Origin of the sequence: Vibrio sp. 10N.261.55.F4 (assembly GCF_041470465.1) — a bacterium.
Classification (GTDB): Bacteria; Pseudomonadota; Gammaproteobacteria; order Enterobacterales; family Vibrionaceae; genus Vibrio; species Vibrio crassostreae_C.
On record NZ_JBFRMM010000045.1, the window covers coordinates 1 to 18,051 of the forward strand.

Annotated in this window: 18 protein-coding genes and 2 pseudogenes; 10 read left to right on the plus strand and 10 right to left on the minus strand. The window is 45.3% G+C overall.

All coding sequences use genetic code 11. The features are described from left to right. Nucleotides 1-125 (minus strand): annotated as a pseudogene (locus AB4249_RS20600) (IS110 family transposase); the annotation flags it as partial. A 107-nt stretch (nucleotides 126-232) separates the two neighbouring features. On the opposite strand from AB4249_RS20600, the gene AB4249_RS20605 reads away from it, so the two are divergent. After that, nucleotides 233-1,084 (plus strand): DUF6602 domain-containing protein, encoded by an 852-nt coding sequence (locus tag AB4249_RS20605; RefSeq protein ID WP_372059124.1) that lies wholly within the window; start codon nucleotides 233-235, stop codon nucleotides 1,082-1,084. A gap of 267 nt (nucleotides 1,085-1,351) precedes the next feature. Here the strand turns inward: AB4249_RS20605 and AB4249_RS20610 are convergent, their stop codons facing one another. Both AB4249_RS20610 and AB4249_RS20615 read right to left on the minus strand, forming a co-directional pair. Beyond that, nucleotides 1,352-2,404, minus strand: coding sequence for a transposase (locus AB4249_RS20610; RefSeq protein WP_102332453.1), 1,053 nt, complete (start codon nucleotides 2,402-2,404; stop codon nucleotides 1,352-1,354). After that, on the minus strand, nucleotides 2,401-3,288 hold the full coding sequence (locus tag AB4249_RS20615; RefSeq protein WP_372104592.1) for a tyrosine-type recombinase/integrase: 888 nt from the start codon (nucleotides 3,286-3,288) through the stop codon (nucleotides 2,401-2,403). The genes AB4249_RS20610 and AB4249_RS20615 overlap by 4 nt, the downstream gene beginning before the upstream one ends. A 222-nt stretch (nucleotides 3,289-3,510) precedes the next feature. Between AB4249_RS20615 and AB4249_RS20620 the strand changes: the two genes are divergently transcribed. The 3 genes from AB4249_RS20620 (at nucleotide 3,511) to AB4249_RS20630 (ending at nucleotide 4,833) form a co-directional block, all read left to right on the plus strand. Next, complete coding sequence (locus AB4249_RS20620) at nucleotides 3,511-4,104, plus strand: hypothetical protein (protein ID WP_372104594.1); 594 nt, start codon at nucleotides 3,511-3,513, stop codon at nucleotides 4,102-4,104. A gap of 163 nt (nucleotides 4,105-4,267) precedes the next feature. Further along, nucleotides 4,268-4,549, plus strand: coding sequence for a type II toxin-antitoxin system Phd/YefM family antitoxin (locus AB4249_RS20625; protein ID WP_011080399.1), 282 nt, complete (start codon nucleotides 4,268-4,270; stop codon nucleotides 4,547-4,549). Then, nucleotides 4,546-4,833: a type II toxin-antitoxin system RelE/ParE family toxin gene (locus AB4249_RS20630; protein ID WP_017064044.1), complete on the plus strand. Its 288-nt coding sequence runs from the start codon at nucleotides 4,546-4,548 to the stop codon at nucleotides 4,831-4,833. Before AB4249_RS20625 ends, AB4249_RS20630 begins: the two co-directional genes overlap by 4 nt. 153 nt (nucleotides 4,834-4,986) lie before the next feature. Here the strand turns inward: AB4249_RS20630 and AB4249_RS20635 are convergent, their stop codons facing one another. Both AB4249_RS20635 and AB4249_RS20640 read right to left on the minus strand, forming a co-directional pair. Beyond that, a complete protein-coding gene (locus AB4249_RS20635) occupies nucleotides 4,987-5,265 on the minus strand; it encodes a type II toxin-antitoxin system mRNA interferase toxin, RelE/StbE family (protein WP_017059447.1) in 279 nt (92 codons plus the stop codon). Next, nucleotides 5,262-5,546: a hypothetical protein gene (locus AB4249_RS20640; RefSeq protein ID WP_017059448.1), complete on the minus strand. Its 285-nt coding sequence runs from the start codon at nucleotides 5,544-5,546 to the stop codon at nucleotides 5,262-5,264. The genes AB4249_RS20635 and AB4249_RS20640 overlap by 4 nt, the downstream gene beginning before the upstream one ends. 185 nt (nucleotides 5,547-5,731) lie before the next feature. Between AB4249_RS20640 and AB4249_RS20645 the strand changes: the two genes are divergently transcribed. Then, nucleotides 5,732-6,433, plus strand: coding sequence for a lipoyl protein ligase domain-containing protein (locus AB4249_RS20645; protein WP_017059449.1), 702 nt, complete (start codon nucleotides 5,732-5,734; stop codon nucleotides 6,431-6,433). Between the two features lie 144 nt (nucleotides 6,434-6,577). Beyond that, complete coding sequence (locus AB4249_RS20650; RefSeq protein ID WP_017059450.1) at nucleotides 6,578-7,585, plus strand: LacI family DNA-binding transcriptional regulator; 1,008 nt, start codon at nucleotides 6,578-6,580, stop codon at nucleotides 7,583-7,585. A 73-nt stretch (nucleotides 7,586-7,658) separates the two neighbouring features. Here the strand turns inward: AB4249_RS20650 and edd are convergent, their stop codons facing one another. Together edd and AB4249_RS20660 are read right to left on the minus strand one after the other, a co-directional pair. Further along, nucleotides 7,659-9,455 carry a phosphogluconate dehydratase gene (gene edd / locus AB4249_RS20655; protein WP_372104597.1) on the minus strand — a complete coding sequence of 599 codons (1,797 nt, stop codon included), beginning with the start codon at nucleotides 9,453-9,455 and terminating at the stop codon, nucleotides 7,659-7,661. Beyond that, nucleotides 9,452-9,976 carry a gluconokinase gene (locus tag AB4249_RS20660; protein ID WP_017059452.1) on the minus strand — a complete coding sequence of 175 codons (525 nt, stop codon included), beginning with the start codon at nucleotides 9,974-9,976 and terminating at the stop codon, nucleotides 9,452-9,454. Before AB4249_RS20660 ends, edd begins: the two co-directional genes overlap by 4 nt. A 242-nt stretch (nucleotides 9,977-10,218) precedes the next feature. Between AB4249_RS20660 and ascF the strand changes: the two genes are divergently transcribed. The 3 genes from ascF to AB4249_RS20675 all read left to right on the plus strand — a co-directional run bounded on the left by ascF (nucleotide 10,219) and on the right by AB4249_RS20675 (nucleotide 13,848). Then, nucleotides 10,219-11,697, plus strand: a complete 1,479-nt coding sequence (gene ascF, locus AB4249_RS20665) for a PTS cellobiose/arbutin/salicin transporter subunit IIBC (RefSeq protein WP_017064040.1) — start codon at nucleotides 10,219-10,221, stop codon at nucleotides 11,695-11,697. A 71-nt stretch (nucleotides 11,698-11,768) separates the two neighbouring features. After that, nucleotides 11,769-13,199, plus strand: a complete 1,431-nt coding sequence (locus tag AB4249_RS20670; protein ID WP_017067568.1) for a 6-phospho-beta-glucosidase — start codon at nucleotides 11,769-11,771, stop codon at nucleotides 13,197-13,199. 31 nt (nucleotides 13,200-13,230) lie between these two features. Further along, complete coding sequence (locus AB4249_RS20675) at nucleotides 13,231-13,848, plus strand: bifunctional 4-hydroxy-2-oxoglutarate aldolase/2-dehydro-3-deoxy-phosphogluconate aldolase (protein ID WP_065583747.1); 618 nt, start codon at nucleotides 13,231-13,233, stop codon at nucleotides 13,846-13,848. A gap of 90 nt (nucleotides 13,849-13,938) precedes the next feature. Here AB4249_RS20675 and AB4249_RS20680 read toward each other — a convergent pair whose 3' ends face one another. The 3 genes and pseudogenes from AB4249_RS20680 to AB4249_RS20690 form a co-directional block, all read right to left on the minus strand. Then, nucleotides 13,939-14,814: a radical SAM protein gene (locus AB4249_RS20680; protein WP_102428081.1), complete on the minus strand. Its 876-nt coding sequence runs from the start codon at nucleotides 14,812-14,814 to the stop codon at nucleotides 13,939-13,941. A gap of 217 nt (nucleotides 14,815-15,031) precedes the next feature. After that, complete coding sequence (locus AB4249_RS20685; protein ID WP_372104600.1) at nucleotides 15,032-15,853, minus strand: SDR family NAD(P)-dependent oxidoreductase; 822 nt, start codon at nucleotides 15,851-15,853, stop codon at nucleotides 15,032-15,034. A gap of 210 nt (nucleotides 15,854-16,063) precedes the next feature. Beyond that, nucleotides 16,064-16,222: pseudogene (locus AB4249_RS20690) on the minus strand (enoyl-CoA hydratase/isomerase family protein); the annotation flags it as partial. Between the two features lie 446 nt (nucleotides 16,223-16,668). Between AB4249_RS20690 and AB4249_RS20695 the strand changes: the two are divergent. Then, a complete protein-coding gene (locus AB4249_RS20695) occupies nucleotides 16,669-18,042 on the plus strand; it encodes an MATE family efflux transporter (protein WP_372104603.1) in 1,374 nt (457 codons plus the stop codon). Nucleotides 18,043-18,051 lie beyond the last annotated feature (9 nt).

Below are 18,051 nucleotides of genomic sequence, written 5' to 3' on the forward strand. Positions count from 1 at the left end.
GTAGTCAGTAGTTTAGAGCGAGTTACCGACTTATGAAGTATGACCTTACCATTTTGGTCTACGGCATGAAGACTGAAGTGGTTTTTAGCTAGGTCGATACCGCAGAAATAAGAAAAATCAGACATGGTGCCTCCGGTGCAATTAAGTACCACATAAGTGTGGCAGATCCTCGGTAGGGGGAATCCATGTCATTCGTTAGGCAAATAATATAAATTTATCATTGGGTTTAGGTATGCAGAAAAATAAATTTAGTACTCAAGATTTTCTAAGAGAGCTGGGGAGTGATTTAATTCAAGACTTTGATAAAGCGAGTCGAGCTACAACTCCTGGTATCATCGGTGGTTTGAGAGAATTTGGAGTAAAGAAGAAACTTGAATCTGTTTTACCTAAGATGATTGGTATTGGATCTGGCTGCATTATAGACACTTCAGGAACAGCATCAAATCAAACCGACATCGTTTTATATGAAAAGGATATTTGCCCAATATTCTCAGTTAACGATGATCCACAAGCTACCTACTTTCCGTGCGAAAGTGTCATTGCTGTGGGAGAGATAAAGAGTAGTTTAGGAACCAAAGAACTTAATGATGCCGTAAATAAAATAGCATCGGTCAAGCAATTGAACAGGCATACAGAAAATCCATTTCATTTCAGAAGACTCAACACCACGATGGCTGTTGAGGGGGAATTCGAACAAAGGTTCGATCAGGTAAACAATTACTATGACCAAATATTTGGCTTCATTCTATGTAAAAATTTCACTTTAAACAAAGATACACTGCTAAAAAACTATTTGGAGGCATGTAGGAATCATCCACCGCATCTTTCTCCAAACGCCTTAATTTCATTGAATGATGGTTTGGTTCTGTTTTGGGACGGGTACACTAGTGCTGAGAATATGCATGATGCAAACAAAATAATCTTGTATAAGCACCCTGAAGGTGAATTTCAGTATCTATTGCATAAAATCATATCGGTTGCGAGTAATTGGAGGTCAACAGATGCAGTCCCGACGGAGTCTTACATAATTGGTGACGCCCACAAGAAATCAATCGAAGTAATCGAGGTAGTGTCGTTCAGTTGAAAATTTGCCTAACAAATAAGGATTAAGGTGTTGCGCAGCCAACACTAAATCCCGAGTGTTGAACAAGCCCGAAGCCACTTTGTTAAGTAAATTGTACGATTGAACTTGAAGGGCACATCGCTTTGAGGCTTTTCTCAAGGCGAGCGGGGTCAAGATAAGGTTGCGATAGCAATCTTATCAACCAGTTAGCTATTTTTCGTTTCTTTCGTCGTCACATCTCCTTTGATTTCGTCAATGCCATTCTCCTTATTATCAAATGCCTTTCGGCTACATGGGTCGGCTCACTCCAACACACGCCATCTCATGCTCACAGCAAGGGCAGATTCTTATCGCTTTGCTCCTTATCGGTGCCGTTAGCGGCGGCATCATATAGACCAAGTTCAATAACAGCAGTTGAATGCGGGCTCTTAAGGCGTGAGCTTGACCACGTAAAAATCCGTAGTCTCGTACTCTCTGCAACCCTTTGGGCAGCACGTGTTGCAAAATGAGCAGCAAAAACTTCAGAATGGGCAAGGTGCGCGTTCGCCATGCATTGGTCTGACTCTCTTTATAGCGGAAGGTGACAGTATCATCTGTGATACTGATGATGTCTTCATCAGGCAGCACACCGCGATAGAGATAGCGCGCCAAATAGTTGAGTGCAGCCTGACCGTATCCTACTTGTCTGCAATCGACCACCCATTGTTTGGGTATGCCACTCGGCAGCCACAACGTTGGGTGTTGATTAATGGCCTCTAGCATTCTTGCTCGCCATACTTTGGCCAAAGCAAACGCGTTGAAGAGGTAATGCTTGTTGCCTTTGTGCCACGTTTGCCTCGACGCGTCGTATTGGCCTGCCGCCACGATAATGTGCAGATGTGGGTGCAAGTTTCGTTGTCGGCTGTGAGTATGCAACACGGCGGTAAAACCAAGTTCACCTTGCCGTTGTCGGTTGGCAAAATCCTTTAATACCCCTGATGCCACCTTAAACATACCGTTATATATCGCTTTAGGTTGATGTCTTGCCAGCACTCTCAATTGATACGGTAAAGTGAAGGTCACCATGAAATAGTGAACAGGTAACCGTTTTTGCTGTTGACGCTGTAGCCAGTCAGAAGTGGTGCGTTGTTGGCATTGAGGGCAATGGCGATGACCACAAGAAAGAGGCAATCGGTCATCGTGATGGCAGTGACTGCAGAACCATTGTGAGCGTCCTTGTTGCTCTGTTTTGCAACGGAGCATCGCCCCAATAGCTCGATGCATATCGCCATTTATCTGCGCATGATAGTGATGCTTAAGCGCACGATGATGCTGGCGAAGCAGTTCAATGAAAGTACTCATTTTATGCTCCATGTTAAGTCTAGATCATCCGTTAATTGGTTGATGGCCATTGCCGCATCACGCTGCTTTATCTGAGTCATTCGGGTGTATCGTGCCGTGGTGTTGAGACTTGCATGACCGAGCAGTGATTGCAGTGAACGCAGGTCGACTCCTTGCTCAAGTAAGTGCGTTGCGAAGCAATGTCTGAGTGAATGAGGACTCGCATGCTTTTTGATACCACACTCTTTAAGTACAAGTTTCATCGTCTTTTGAATTCCGCCACGATCCATGGGGGTGTCGTGACATGTACCAAGTCCAGGAAATAAGTAGCAAGGATGCTTATGGGTAAGCCAGTGCGTGCGGAGTGCCTTAAGCGTTCGCTGCGGAAGCGGCACCATTCGGTCTTTTCCGCCTTTTCCTTCCCGTATGTGAACGCGCATTGTTTGGCTGTCGATATCATGAACCGTAAGATTTAATCCCTCACTGAGTCGTAACCCCATGCTGTACAGAGTAAGAAAAAACACCTGATAACGTGCTTGTCGAGTGTGAGTAATCAGCGAGCTGACTTGCTGTGGTGTCAGTATGTCGGGCAGTCGTTTTACTTGTGGCGGCTTGACGATATTGAGCCACTCCCACTGTTTATCGAGCGTGTAGCGATAGAAAAACTGCAAGCCATTACGATCGAGTTTTATGGTGCTCCACGAGTGGGTTTGAATAAGAGACGCGAAGAACTGTTTGAGGTCAGAGGTAGTTAATGTATCAGGGGCTCGGTCGAAATGAGCGGTGATCCGACGAACCGCACGGGAATAGGCATCAATGGTCGCAGGTCGTTTACCTTGCAGCTTTAGGTTGGTAAGGTGTTGTTCATAAGGGGTGTTGTAACGTTTTAAGTCATAGGGTTTCATGGGGTTACTCCTGTGAACGACCATCAGGGTGATGGTGTTACAAGAGTATGGTTCGCACTCGTTTTACTCTGCCGCGTAGCGGCTTCGTTCAACAAACTGTTCAAGAGGAATTCGCAACGCGTGGCATTTTCACTATGCGTTGGTTTAAGTGATTAAGGAGGTATGCGGCGGCTTCGGTATTGCGTTGCTCACCCCTTAACAGGGCTATGTTTCCGAGGAGGAATGATGAGAATACTGCTTAGAAATCTAGCTCTATGGACGGGTATGGTGCTGGTTTTTTGTGCTTTGTTTGCTTCTTTAGATTTGATTAATACTAATTTCTTTGGGGTGATAGTGCCACCATTATTGATGTTCATATGTGGCGCAGTATTGTGCGTTCTAAGTGTTAACTTGTCGAAAAGTAATGACTCTGGTTTTGACGTTTTGGGTCCTTGCAGTAACGTTGAGAAAGACAGGTTACAATGGGAAGTTTACTCAATAACTCATAAAGCGGGTCTAATTGGGTTTTCAGTTTATGGTGCTGCCCTTCTTTCCTTAGCTGTGATACAAGGAAATATAGTGGTTGGTGTGTTGGGTATCGTTGCTAGTTTTTCTTTGTTCTCAAATCATTTCCGAGTTGTTTTCACTAACAGCAAGCACTTTCGTAAACATTACGGTTGGGTCTATCTTTGCTTCTTGTGTGCCCCAATTGTTGATGAATTAACAGGTGATACTAGCTTTGGTTTTATTTCTGCTTTGTTTAGTCCGTTGGCTATGATACATATCTCATTTGAATGGTCTGAATCGTACAAAAAGCTCAAGAAAACAAAAACATAACAAAGCATTTAAGAGTGATTCGCAACGCTTGGCAGTTTCGCTTCGCTCAAGTATAGCCAAGCGTCGCTCACACCTTAATGCGGCTACACAAAATCAGGCTATTGCTCAAAATTGCTATTTGAACTATTATTTGTACATTAAATTGTACTATAGGGAGTTCAACATGAGCCGCATCCATTTTGATCAAGATATTCAGCCTTTGTCTGAATTTCGTGCTGGCGTGACGTCATTTATTAAACAGATTAACGAAACTCGCAGACCACTAGTTATCACACAACGTGGTAAGGGTGTTGCGGTTGTCCTTGATGTTGCAGAATATGAAGCAATGCAAGAGAAGATCGAGTTACTGGAAGAAATGCGTACTGCTGAAGCACAATTAGCTTCAGGTTTAGGTGTTTCCAATGAAGACGCTCGTGCTCAAGTATTGGGGCGCATTAAGAAATGAAAGTAGTCTGGTCACCACTAGCATTACAAAAGTTAGGTGATGCAGCCGAGTTTATTTCACTGGATAATCCAGTGGCGGCAGAAAACTGGGTTAATGAGGTTTTTGATAAAACTGATTTACTCTCAAGTATGCCTGACATGGGGCGAATGGTTCCTGAGCTGCCTCATACCAATTACCGTGAAATTTTGTTTGGTCACTATCGCATCATATATAGCCTTAGCCATGAAATTCGCGTCCTCACAGTACGAAATTGTCGTCAGATACTAACGGAAAGTGACGTGTAGCAATTGTGTTATAACAATCAATTTAAGAGGGATTCCCAACGCTTGGCATTTTTGCTTCTACTTCAAATTTAGTGTTTATGGCACAATGCTTTAGGTTGGGTGGAGGCGTTGTTCACCCCTTAATTGGGCTAGTTAGTTGCCCAGAGGAAGTAATCAATCCATTGGGAACTTTTGTTTCTGGTGGAGTACGCGCATAATTCGGATAATGTCGCCTTCGATCCAATAGGAGACGATCATTGAAATCTCAGGAATTATAAGTAATCGCCCACGAATGCCGTCTCTCTGTACACCCATTAGAGGCTGCTCAAGCAAGTTTTCTACTTTTGTTTCAATGAGGTTGTCAGCGTTTTCTGCCGCATCAGGGTTGAAGTCATAGATAAACTCAAAGATCCTTTCACGATCATTGAGTGATTCTTCTTCCCATAAAATCATTGCTTACCTCGATTACGTATTCTGGCTTTGCGTTCTTCCATTCGAGATTTAGCAGTTTGGTGTTCAACGAAAACGGATTCTCCTGAGTCAAACTTCTCAAATGCTAGGTTTACTTGTTCAGTTAGCCATGCATCGTGAGATAATGTCTGTCTTTGTTGCTCAGCGAGTTGCTCAGTAAGCTCACGGCAAGCACCACTCAGTGTGCGACCTTGGCTCTCAGCCATCTGTTGAGCTAGGCGTTTTGTTTCTTCATCAACACGAAATTGAATTCTAGTGTCCATGATGTATTCCTTTATTGGTGTGTGTACAAATGTTAGCACTCACCTTTGAGATGGGCAACTGACAAGCTACTATGGCGCCAATAACTAACTTTTGGTGCTATGTTTCATCGCACATAGTCCCATATCTCATCAACCATTGCAGAACGTTAAATGATAGGTCACCACAATCTGTAGAGGAAAGTGCATTGAAGTTAACCAATAAACTCGTACGTTACCCGCACATTGATGTTGATCGTGCGTTTGAAAAAGAAGCTGAATTATTGCAGCAAATTCAGGCGGGTGAGATTGGGCAAGCCTTAATGTTGTGGCAAGCAAAAGCGCCGACACTTGTTTTGCCCGCAGGTAAAAAGTGGCCTGTGACCGTAGAGTCTAGAAAACAACTCGCGGCACAAGGTTGGCAACTCACCTCACGTAAAACAGGCGGCGCTCCCGTTCCCCAACTGCCGGGGATCATTAACTTATCGCACATTTACCATTGGCCTCGTGATGAAGCCTACAACATCCAAAAAGCGTATCTACATCTGTGCAATGTCTTAACCCTGTTTTTTAAAGAACTGGGCATCGATGTGGATGTACACGCGACTCCCGGTTCTTATTGTGATGGTGACTACAACCTCAATATCAATAAACAAAAAATAGTGGGCACGGCGCAGCGTGTTTTGCTTAAACAAGGGGGCGGCCAAATCGTACTTTCGCAAGCTTGTATCTTGTTGGATGTCGACCTAGAGAACATCGTTGCACCCGTAAATTTTTATAATCAAGTTTGTGGCAATCCAACCGTGGTGGACGCGCAAGTTCATACTCCGTTGTCCGCACATCTGACAACTCTACCCAACGTAGACTCACTCTTTCAGCAGTTAAGCCAAGCTTTCATCAAGCATGCGTGATACCAACCTTTCGTTAACGCCAAACTAATTTGCCGATGGTAGAACGATTTCAATACTATGTGTCGATGACAACGAATGGGTTGAACTTGAGGCGGTGAGAACTTTATAATGTTACTTGTAACATAATAAAGAGTTCAAATAGTTATGACAGAACAGCAGAAGAAAACTCGAACCACACTTCAAGATGTTGCAGACAAAGTGGGGGTCACAAAGATGACCGTCTCTCGTTACATGCGCAATCCCGATTCAGTCGCAGCCAAAACTCGCGTTAAAATTGCAGCGGTTATTGAAGAGATGGGATACATCGAAAACAAAGCGCCAGCTATGCTTTCTAAATCGTCGAGTAAAGCGATCGGTATCTTGCTCCCTTCGTTATCAAACCAAATCTTTGCCGCGTTTGTTCAAGGTATCGAAACGGTTACTAAAGAGAATGGCTACGAGACGTTGCTTGCTCACTTTAGCTATGATGCTGTGGAAGAAGAGGAAAAGATTGCTTCGCTGCTTTCGTATCAAGTTGATGGGTTGATATTGACGGAAAGCCACCACACCCCCCGCACGTTACAGATGATCAAGAATTCAGGTGTTTCTGTTGTTGAAACGATGGAACTCCCAACCAATCCGATCGATATGGTTGTTGGCTTGGACCATATTGATGCTTCTTACCATGTCGTGAAGCGAATGATTGAAGCTGGTAAACGCTCTATTGCTTACTTTGGCGCTCGATTGGATGCGCGAACCAAGTTGCGTTTGCAAGGCTATGACAAAGCGATGTATGAGGCTGGATTAGAGCCTAAACACGTGTTGACTGAACAGCACTCTAACTTCTCTTTGGCTGAAGATCTGCTTGATCGCGCTCTTGCGGATTACCCAGATCTAGATGGCGTGTTCTGCACCAATGATGACATCGCGATAGGTACCTTGCTCATTGCCCAGCAACGTGGAATCCAAGTGCCGCAACAGCTATCTGTGGTGGGCTATAACGCGTTAGATATCGGTCAAACCATACGCCCAAAACTGACTAGCGTGGATACGCCACGTTATGAAATAGGTAAGAAAAGTGCCGAGCTACTGCTTGCCCGATTGAAAGGTGAGCCAGTCACGGAAACGGTAGTGGATATGGGCTATCGCATCACGGATGGCGAAAGCGTTTAACCAAGTATGGTGGAAACGGAAAGGGGCATCGAAATGATGCCCCTTTTGCTTTTACATTTAAGCGATGACACAGTTAGACGATAAAACTCGCCCCTTGTTCTGCACTCGAAACGCTTTGGCGCATCACGCTAAATAGGTTGCGCCCCATGGTTTGCTGGTTAGCGTCTACCTCAAACACCTTCGCTTGGCGAGACTGCATGTCGTTGAGGTTATTGAGTTCGCCACTCGCGCAATCTAAGCGCAGGATATCGCCTTCGCGAACAAGCCCAATAGTTCCTCCTCGAATGGCCTCTGGTGAGACATGAATCGCGGATGGGATCTTTCCTGAGGCTCCAGAAAGGCGCCCATCAGTAACCAGAGCCACTTTAAACCCTTGTTTCTGAACATTACCTAGAATCGGCATAAGCTTGTGCAGTTCAGGCATACCGTTCGCAGCTGGGCCATTGTTTATTACCACAACAATGCAATCTTTGTTGAGTTCACCTCGTTGATACGCGGCTTCTACCTTATGTTGGCAATCAAAAACTGCCGCAGGTGCTTCTATTACACGTTGCTCTTCTGCAACCGCTGACACCTTAATCACTGCGTTGCCAAGGTTCCCTGAAAGGACTCGCGTTCCGCCTGTGCTTTGGAATACCTGTTCTTGGCCTGCAATTACCTCTGCATCTGCCGACTGTTTGCATTTTTTCCACGTTAGCTTTCCATTTTCAAGCTCTGGAATACTCATTTGATCTTCAAACGAGCCAAAGGTAGGTGTGACATCTCGGTGCAGTAAGTTGGCTTGATCTAAACGGCGTAACAGCGCGGGAACTCCTCCTGCCGCTTGGAACGCATTCATATCTGCTGGGCCGTTGGGATAAACTCGAGCAATTAAAGGCACCACATCGGATAGATCGCTGATGTCTTGCCAAGTCAGAATAAATCCTGCTGCGCGTGCTACCGCGACCATGTGAATGCTGTGGTTGGTACTGCCACCTGATGCGAGTAGGGCAACAATGCCATTGATTAAGCTTTTAGCGGTAAAGACTTCAGAAAGTGGGCGGAAGTTTGCGGCTTGTGGTGTCATTGAAGCAATTTCAATGGCGGCATGCTGAGTGAGTGATGCGCGCAATTCAGAGTCAGGGTGAATAAACGCTGAGCCCGGAAGCATCAGCCCCATCGCTTCAAATACCAGCTGATTGGTATTGGCTGTGCCGTAAAAAGTGCAGGTGCCTGCTGAGTGATAAGCGTTGCACTCCATATCCAGTAAGGCACTTTTTCCTACCTTACCAGCCGCGTATTCTTGGCGAATATGTACTTTCTCATCATTGCTGATGCCCGTTGCCATCAAGCCCGCCGGAACAAAAGCGGTGGGTAGATGTGCAAAAGAGAGCGCGCCCATCAGTTGTCCTGGAGCTATCTTGTCGCAAATACCAAGTAATAGGGTTGAATCAAACACGTTGTGACTCAGTGAAAGAGCGGTCGATTGAGCAATCAAGTCCCTTGAAAACAAAGACATATCCATGCCTGGTTGCCCTTGAGTTACCCCGTCGCACATCGCAGGAACACAGCCTGCTACTTGAGAGGTGTGGCCGAACTTAGCTAACGCCTTTTTGATCTGATCTGGATAGTGTTGATACGGCTGGTGAGCGCTTAACATATCGTTGTAAGAGCTGATTAACGCCACATTGGATTTAGTGAGATCAAGAATCGAGCGTTTCTCATCGGAGCAAGAAGCTGCGACAGCATGAGCCAAGTTGCCGCAAGAAAGCCCTTTACCACCTTTGCCAGCAGAGGCTTGGTGTTGGGTTCGGTTTAGAAACGCTTTATGAGTCTCTTTGCTTCGTTCAATTAATCGTTGAGTCACCGCTTGGATGGTTGGAAGGGTCATGCTGTTTCTGCCTCATCAGTCATTGAAAGCACAATCGCAGCACAGTCCACAACGTCATCAATATCGCCATCAATGCTGATGACAACCGTATCTGGCTCGTGATCGGGTCTTTCTAATGTTTCGAACTGGCTTTTAATCATGTTCTCTTTCATGAAGTGGCCTTGGCGCTGACGCATTCGATGCAAGATCAGGTCAATGTTGCCATCTAAAAAGAGAAAGGTGAGGTTTTTGTTCCCTTCGCGAATTTGGTCGCGGTACTTCTTCTTCAACGCAGAACACACAATAATGCCGTGCTCATTTTTACTTTCTAGGCTGTACGCTGCATCACGAACGCGTTCCAGCCATGGAATGCGATCATCATCATTAAGAGGTTGGCCTGACGCCATTTTTTGAATGTTTGCTCGAGGATGAAGGTCGTCACCATCAATGAACTTACGCCCAAGTTTTTTTGCCAACTGCTCGCCTATCGTGCTTTTCCCACAAGCACTGACACCCATGACGATGACACTACTACCAGCCATAACTCAATCCTCTTAACAAATTTGCGCGTGATCTCAATTTTGAACATCGCTTGTAAATATGGCTTTATCTTATAAGCGTTACCGGTAACATGTTACCGGTAACTTAAGGAAGTGTGATGAAGGACACAAAACAACAATTCACAACAAGTGTGATTGTTTTTGCATCCTACTGACGGAAAATTAGTCACATCTCACTATATTCGCGTTTAAAAATCACTGGAAAGAGATCTTTGGGGGATAAAATGGCCAACGATTACCGCGCAATTGCGAAATCTGTTGTTGAGCATCTTGGGGGCAAGACAAATGTGGCTGCCCTAACACACTGTATGACTCGACTACGATTCGTTTTACACAGCCAAGATGGCGTCGATATTAACAAGCTAAAAGCACTGAAAGGTGTGATGGGTGTTGTTGATAATGGAGACAAAGTACAAGTTATCATTGGTAACGAGGTATCGTATGCATACAAAGAAGTGATGGCGCTTTGTGAGCTATCCACTGTATCTGAGTCAGAGGTTCCTGCTAAAAAAGAGAAGCTAACGGCTAAGTCAATTGGTGCGAAAATGTTGGACGCACTGGTTGGTACCATGTCGCCTCTTATCCCAGCAATCATTGGCGCTTCAATGGTCAAACTGCTCGCCATGGTACTTGAGATGCTGGGCTGGGTTGAGCCAAATGCACCTACCTTGATTATCTTGAAAGCGATTGGCGATGGCGCCTTCTTCTTCCTACCGGTTATGGTTGCCGCTTCCGCATCGATCAAATTCAAGACCAATATGTCTCTTTCCATTGCGATTGCCGGTGTCTTAATCCACCCGAACTTTATGGAATTGATGGCGCAAGCAGCAGAAGGCAAGCACGTTGATTTCTTCGGTATCCCAATCACGTCAGTGAAATACACCTACACGGTTATTCCTGTACTTGTGATGACTTGGGCTCTTTCTTACATAGAACGTTGGGTAGATAGCATTACCCCTGCTGTGACTAAAAACTTCCTGAAACCTATGCTTATCGTATTGATTGCAGCTCCGGTTGCTATCGTACTTATCGGTCCATTTGGTATTTGGGTTGGTACTGCACTTTCAGCGCTTGTTTACACAATTCATGACACATTAGGTTGGTTGTCGGTTGCTATCATGGGCGCACTGTGGCCTCTACTTGTTCTTACTGGTATGCACCGTGTATTTACTCCAACGATTATTCAAACCATTGCTGAGACGGGTCGTGAAGGTATGGTTATGCCTTCAGAAATCGGTGCCAACCTCGGTATGGGTGGTGCGTGTCTGGCTGTTGCTTACAAAACCAAAAACAGCGCACTAAAGCAGACATCATTAGCCGCAGGTGCTTCAGCTATCTTCGCCGGTATCTCTGAGCCTGCATTGTACGGCGTGCTTGTTCGTCTGAAACGTCCACTTATCGCAACAATGATTACTGGTTTTATCGTAGGTGCATTAGCGGGCATGGGTGGCCTTGCGAGTCACTCGATGGCAGCACCAAGCTTGTTTACGAGTGTTCAGTTCTTCGATGTGAATGACCCAATGAGTATCGTTTGGGTGTTCGGTCTGATCGCATTGTCTATTGTTCTGTCATTTGTTCTAACCCTAGTTTTAGGCTTTGAAGATGTTCCAGAAGATGATGCCGATGAGAAAGCAACTTCAGAGTCAGCAAACAAAGAAGCTGGTAAGGCAGAAGACAAGCCGACAGTAGTGTCCGCGTCTTAATTAGAATTGATTAATTTATTCAGTCACCTTACTTCAGCGTAAGGTGACTTTTATTGTTTCCGAGGTATTCGATGTCAAACATTCAATTTCCCGAAGATTTCTTATGGGGCGGCGCTATTGCTGCAAACCAGTCTGAAGGCGCTCACTTAGCGGGTGGTAAAGGCCTAACAACCGTAGATATGATCCCTTATGGTGAGAACCGCATGCCAATTAAGCTTGGTCAGGTTGATAAGGTGACGCTCAGCGAAGACGAGTTCTACCCAAGCCATAACGCGATAGACTTTTATCACCGTTACAAAGAAGACATCGCCTTGCTGGCAGAGATGGGATTTAAAGTCTTCCGCGTATCCATCGCTTGGAGCCGAATCTTTCCAAAAGGTGACGAGCTAGAGCCGAACCAAGCTGGCTTAGATTTTTACCGTGATGTTTTTGAAGAGTGTAAGAAATACGGTATTGAGCCGCTCGTTACCTTGTGCCATTTCGATGTGCCTATGCACTTGGTCAACGAGTATGGTTCGTGGCGTAATCGTAAGATGATTGAGTTCTTTAGCCGTTACGCGAGAACCTGTTTCGAAAACTACAAAGGCTTGGTGAAATACTGGTTAACTTTCAACGAAATCAATATTTTACTAGCGAGCCCGTTTTCTGGTGCTGGATTGTTGTTTCAGGAAGGCGAAAATCACGATCAAGTGAAGTACCAAGCAGCTCACCATGAGCTAGTAGCAAGCGCTTTGGTAACCAAGATTGCCCATGAAGTTGATGAGCAAAACCAAGTGGGTTGTATGCTGGCGGGCGGTAACTTCTATCCATATTCATGTAAGCCAGAAGATGTGCTGATGGCTATGGAAAAAGACCGCGAGAACCTGTTCTTTATCGATGTTCAATCGCGTGGTTACTACCCATCTTATGCTCAAAAAGTGTTTGATAACAAAGGTGTGGTGCTTGAAACACAAGATGAAGATTTCGAGATTCTGAAAAATACTGTCGATTTCATTTCTTTCAGTTATTACGCTTCACGCTGTGCTTCCGCTGATATGAATGCAGGAAATACGAGTGCAGCGAACGTCGTTAAGTCCATCAAAAACCCTCATCTTCCAGCAAGTGATTGGGGCTGGGTCATTGACCCTACAGGTCTTCGAATTACGATGAACACACTCTATGACCGTTACCAGAAACCACTTTTCTTGGTAGAAAATGGCTTAGGTGCTCGTGATACCTTGGATGACAATGGAGAAGTGAACGATGATTACCGCATTGATTACCTTCGTCAGCACATTGTTGCGATGCATGAAGCAATGGAAGACGGTGTACCATTGATGGGTTACACACCTTGGGGTTGTATCGATCTTGTTGCGGCGTCGACCGGAGAGATGAGCAAGCGCTATGGGTTTATCTACGTGGACAGAGACAACCTAGGCAATGGTACGTTAAATCGTATTCCTAAAAAGTCATTCCACTGGTACAAAAAAGTGATCGCAAGCAACGGCAGCGACTTGGCTTAATTTGTCTGTTTGATAATGAGAGAAATGAACAATGAAAACAATTGAACAGCGACTCAGAGATATTCGCATCGTTCCGGTGATCGCCATTAATGACGTTGCTCAGGCTGTGCCGCTTGCGAAAGTACTGGTTGAAAATGGCTTGCCTTGTGCTGAAGTGACATTTCGTACAGAAGCGGCAGCAGAGTCGATTCGTTTGATGCGTGAAGCTTACCCTGAGTTACTGATTGGCGCAGGTACTGTGCTGACTACAGAGCAGGTGGATACTGCCATTAATGCGGGTGTTGATTTCATTGTCAGCCCAGGTTTGAATCCAACCACAGTCAAATACTGTCAGCAAAGAGGGGTTACGATTGTTCCTGGAGTGAGTAACCCAAGCTTGGTTGAACAAGCAATGGAAATGGGGCTTAAGACACTAAAGTTCTTCCCTGCCGAGCCATCTGGCGGTGTCGCAATGTTGAAAGCGTTGACGGCTGTTTACCCGGTTAACTTTATGCCTACAGGCGGTGTAAGCCCAGCGAACGTTGAGTCTTACTTAGCACTGAAATCAGTCGTTGCCTGCGGTGGAACTTGGATGGTACCGACAGACAAAATGGACAAGGGTGATTGGGATGGAATCGCAGAATTAGTCCGAGCGGTCGGCTCCAGATAGTTCGATAGAGAGATACATAGCTAGAAAATGAAAGGGCCAGCTGACACTGGCCCTTTTTGTGGCTGCTTCAAACGATGTAGAGGTTACTCGTTACCAAGCAAAGGTTTTAATGACGTTTTGCTTAGTGATTGGGTTATGCGCGATGTCTTGATTTATCTTATCAAGAAACGGCTTACGAGCCTGAGGCAACATGCCACGCATTGGTGAGATGTTATTGCCGTGGTCACCCCAGTAGTAGCAATCGAAATCTTCTAGGTTTTCGAGCAAGTATTTTTCTTCTTCCAGAATCTGCAATGGCGTTGGTAAAACAAACTCGCCACGGTTTACTTCTTTTTCCAATACCGATCCCGGTTGAACGGCTAAAGCCATTGGTGCAATCGCATCCGGCTGCATGATGTTCAGCAAGCTGGTGGTATTAATCGCATGCTCTATAGAACGCTCTTTGCCGCCAAGGCCAAAGATAAATGAAGCCAGCACCTTGATGTCTGCTTCACGGGCTAGGTTCATACCTTCAATTGCATGCTCACGCGTCATGCGCTTTTGAATGTGTTCAAGCACAATTGGGTCACCGGACTCCAAGCCAGAATAGGCCATGCTTAAACCTGCCGACTTAATCTCTTTTAATTCAGACAAGCTCTTACGACGGAAGTCATTGAACCCCGAATACAGAGAAATGTTCTTGCTCTCTGGGAAGGTGATCTTGATGTAATCCAGAATCGAAATCAGCATCTCGGTTCTAATAGCCATCACGTTACCATCGACCAAAAAGATAGATTCAACATGCGGGTAGATTTTTCTCGCCGCATCAATATCTTCAAAGATGTCTTTGATGTCTCTTACTTTGAAACGCTTATCATCAAACATCGTGCAGAAGGTACACTGGTTATTACTGCACCCCAATGTTGTCTGGATGAGTACGCTCTCTGCTTCCATCCAAGGACGATAAACTTTACCTTCAAAACGCATAAATGCTCCTCGGCCGTAGCCTGTGTTGTTTCGACGGGGGCAAGTTTAGCAATCTGCATCTTGGGTGATAATTGGGCAAAGCGGGGAATCAGTATTAAAGAAATCTTAATAATCGAAAGAGCGCGCAGTTCTTTGTCTGTATAGATAGAACTGCGGCTTGGATTGTGTGTGTGGTGGTGGGGGGGAGTGTTAGTGGTCGTTTTTTACTAATGAATGATCAGTGCGTAACGCACAGCTTTTCTTCGAGTAATTGATTAAGCACTGTCACCAGCTTGTGGTTCTTAGTGTTGTCTAATGCGTCGGCGTGCGGGTCTTTGAACAACCCAGAATCATTATCAAAATATTGACCAGAAGCGTTGGCAAACTCATCACTGAGCGCAGCACGACAAAGAATATCGGCTCCAATCGCAAGGTCGTTGCCATCAACGCCATAAGCATCTTTCACTAATTTACTACCAAGGAAAGAAGCTGGGTTTACAGGGATAATTGCGGTGCCTTTGTCTAAAAGAGTATTGGCTAATTCGATGGACCACATCGTTAGCGCCAGCTTACTTTGCGCGTAAACCGGACCATCAAGTTCGCCCGCATTCGGACTGATTAATGCATCTAGATCTACGGGTGCTTGGGCTGCTGAAGATAGGTTGACGATACGACCTGTCGCATCAAAAAGAGGAAGCAGCTTTTGTGTCAGTAGATACGGCGCAATGGTGTTTACGACAAAACGCACATCAAGATTGTCTGGAGTGGTGATGTCCGACACCTTATACACACCTGCGTTGTTAATGAGTATATCGAGTCGTTTGTGATCGCTTTTGATTTGGGTTGCGAGCACCTCAACTTCAGAGAGCGTCGATAGATCTGCGATGTAGCTTTCGATGATTGCATTCTTAGACAGGCGAGACAAAGCGGTCACGACTTTATTGACCTTAACTGGGTTGCGGCCATGAATCAGAACATGGTGCCCTTGCTGCGTTAGTGCTTTTGCGGTCTCTAAACCAATGCCATCCGTGGCACCTGTGATCAGAATTATTTTTTGCATATTCCGTCCTTCAAAAAATAGTTTGAACAACGTTATAACAAAGATTAATGACACATAGTTGCATTTGGCTCACAAGCTGAAGACTCAAATGTGAGTCTATGGGGCAAATAATGACCATTTTAACACTTGGTGGTTAACCGTTGGCGTTTAACGATTAAGTAAGACAATGGGTCAGTTTGTGACTGACCCAAATTAAGAGAAGTGACCGAGTTATTTGATGTCTTGAACGTTCATAACCAGAGTTTCCCAGTTACGTTGGTTTTCCATATCGTGCTCTAGGCCTTGCTCATCGGCAATTTGGAAGCGCTTAACCGCAGGGGTTTTGCTCGTAGCTTGATACAACCAATAAGCTTCCGCTTTGAGTGCTTCGGCTTCGTCAGCATCAAAGTCTCTTGCCCTTGAACATTCACAGTACCGAAGTCAAAAGTGACGGTAAGAATTCCATCCTCGGCTTGAGCTTTAAACGTTGTATAACCTTGATATACCATTTCCATATTCCTTCTGAGAGATTTCATTTCAGCCTATTCAGTGTGAATGCGACCTAAATTCAGGCTAGCGAGGAATGTTCGAACCAACAATTAACCATTAAACGAAACACTATTAACGAATTATTAAGAGTGTTGGCGCGTTTGATAATTTCAATTTATTCAGTGTCTTAGATGGATATTTTAACGTTGAAGGTATCTTGCTAATTCGATTGTCAACGAAATCTAAAAACTCATTCCTTGTCTGGCGCTCTTATCCTTTTCATTTAGCTTCGTATACTGCTCAACTAGGTAATTAGCCCCAAGGTACAGACAAGAGTGAACCGACTTATGCAGATGAGATCCGCGACTTTGAAAACCATTATTGAGAAAACGCTGCCACTGACGCTAGGTGTGTTTGCGATCATGATGGTGCAATTGGTCGATTCGATCTTTATTGGTCAGCTAGGGGTGAATGAGTTGGCGGTTCACGGTATCACCTTGCCATTTCAAGCGGCGTTTACCGGGGTTCAAGTGGGCATCAGTGTGGCGGCAACGTCCATTATTTCTCAAGCGGTAGGGGCAAAGGAGCAACGTAAATCTACCTCAATTGCCACGTTGTCGGTCGGGTTTGGTGTTGTGGTAATAGCTTTGATCTGCTTAGGCCTGATTGTTTTTAGCGATTCTGTTTTCGCGTCGTTTGTGAATCATGTCTCTGACGCTCAATACCAATCCATGCTGTCTATTTTTAATGTGTACTGGCCACTGTGGTTGTTCAGTGCATTGATGGTGGCGGTGCTTTATCTGGCCACCTGCGTTTATCGTGCCAATGGCGATACCAAAACAACCGGAAGCATGTTCTTGGCTGCTAGCGTGATTAACCTAATTCTCGACCCTATTCTGATCTTTGGATTGGATATGGGCATCGCAGGGGCGGCGATCGCATCGAGCATTGGCTACGCTTTCGGCGCAATCTACATGCTAATCAAGTCTCGCGGCAAAGGTTGGTTTGGCTTCAATGGCGCGTGCAGTAACCGAATCAAAGGCTACAGTTTTGAGTTATTCAAGACGGTAATGCCAACCACTGCGAATCAGATATTACCTGCGGTCAGCGCGTTCTTCTCAATGCTATTGGTTGCGAGAATCGGAACCGATGAGATGGCTTTTTGGAGCTTACTCGCCCGTGTTGAAAGTTTTATGCTGGTGTTTTCTCTTGCTCTGACGATGTCTATCCCGCCTATGATTGGTCGTTACCTAGGGGCGCAGCAGCGATGCAAAATCCCTGAGCTATTGAATACAACAGCGAAGTTCTTATTGGTTTTCCACACCGTGATGGCAACATTGTTGGCGCTGTTTAGTGGCTGGATTATTCCTGTTATCTCGGAAGAACAAAGCATACGCAGCTGGTTTGAAGTGACCTTGTTATTTATACCGTTCAGCTATGGGCCGCTTGGGCTTTGCATGTTGGTTGCGTCGGTCTTTAATGCCTTGGGTGTGCCGCGTAAAGCTTTGAATGTCTCTTTCCTACGCTTGTTTGTTTTCTACATTCCCGCTTTATGGCTTGGCTCGATAACCGGAGACATGATCAATGCGGTTATTGCTGCGACCGTCGCCAATGCTTTAGCAGGCGCTTTTGCATGGTTTAAGCTCAATGCCTATATTAAAACTCACATTATCCCTCGTGCCGCTGCGGCCAATAAGCAGCGTGTACTCAGCGCAGGCTAGCCATTATTG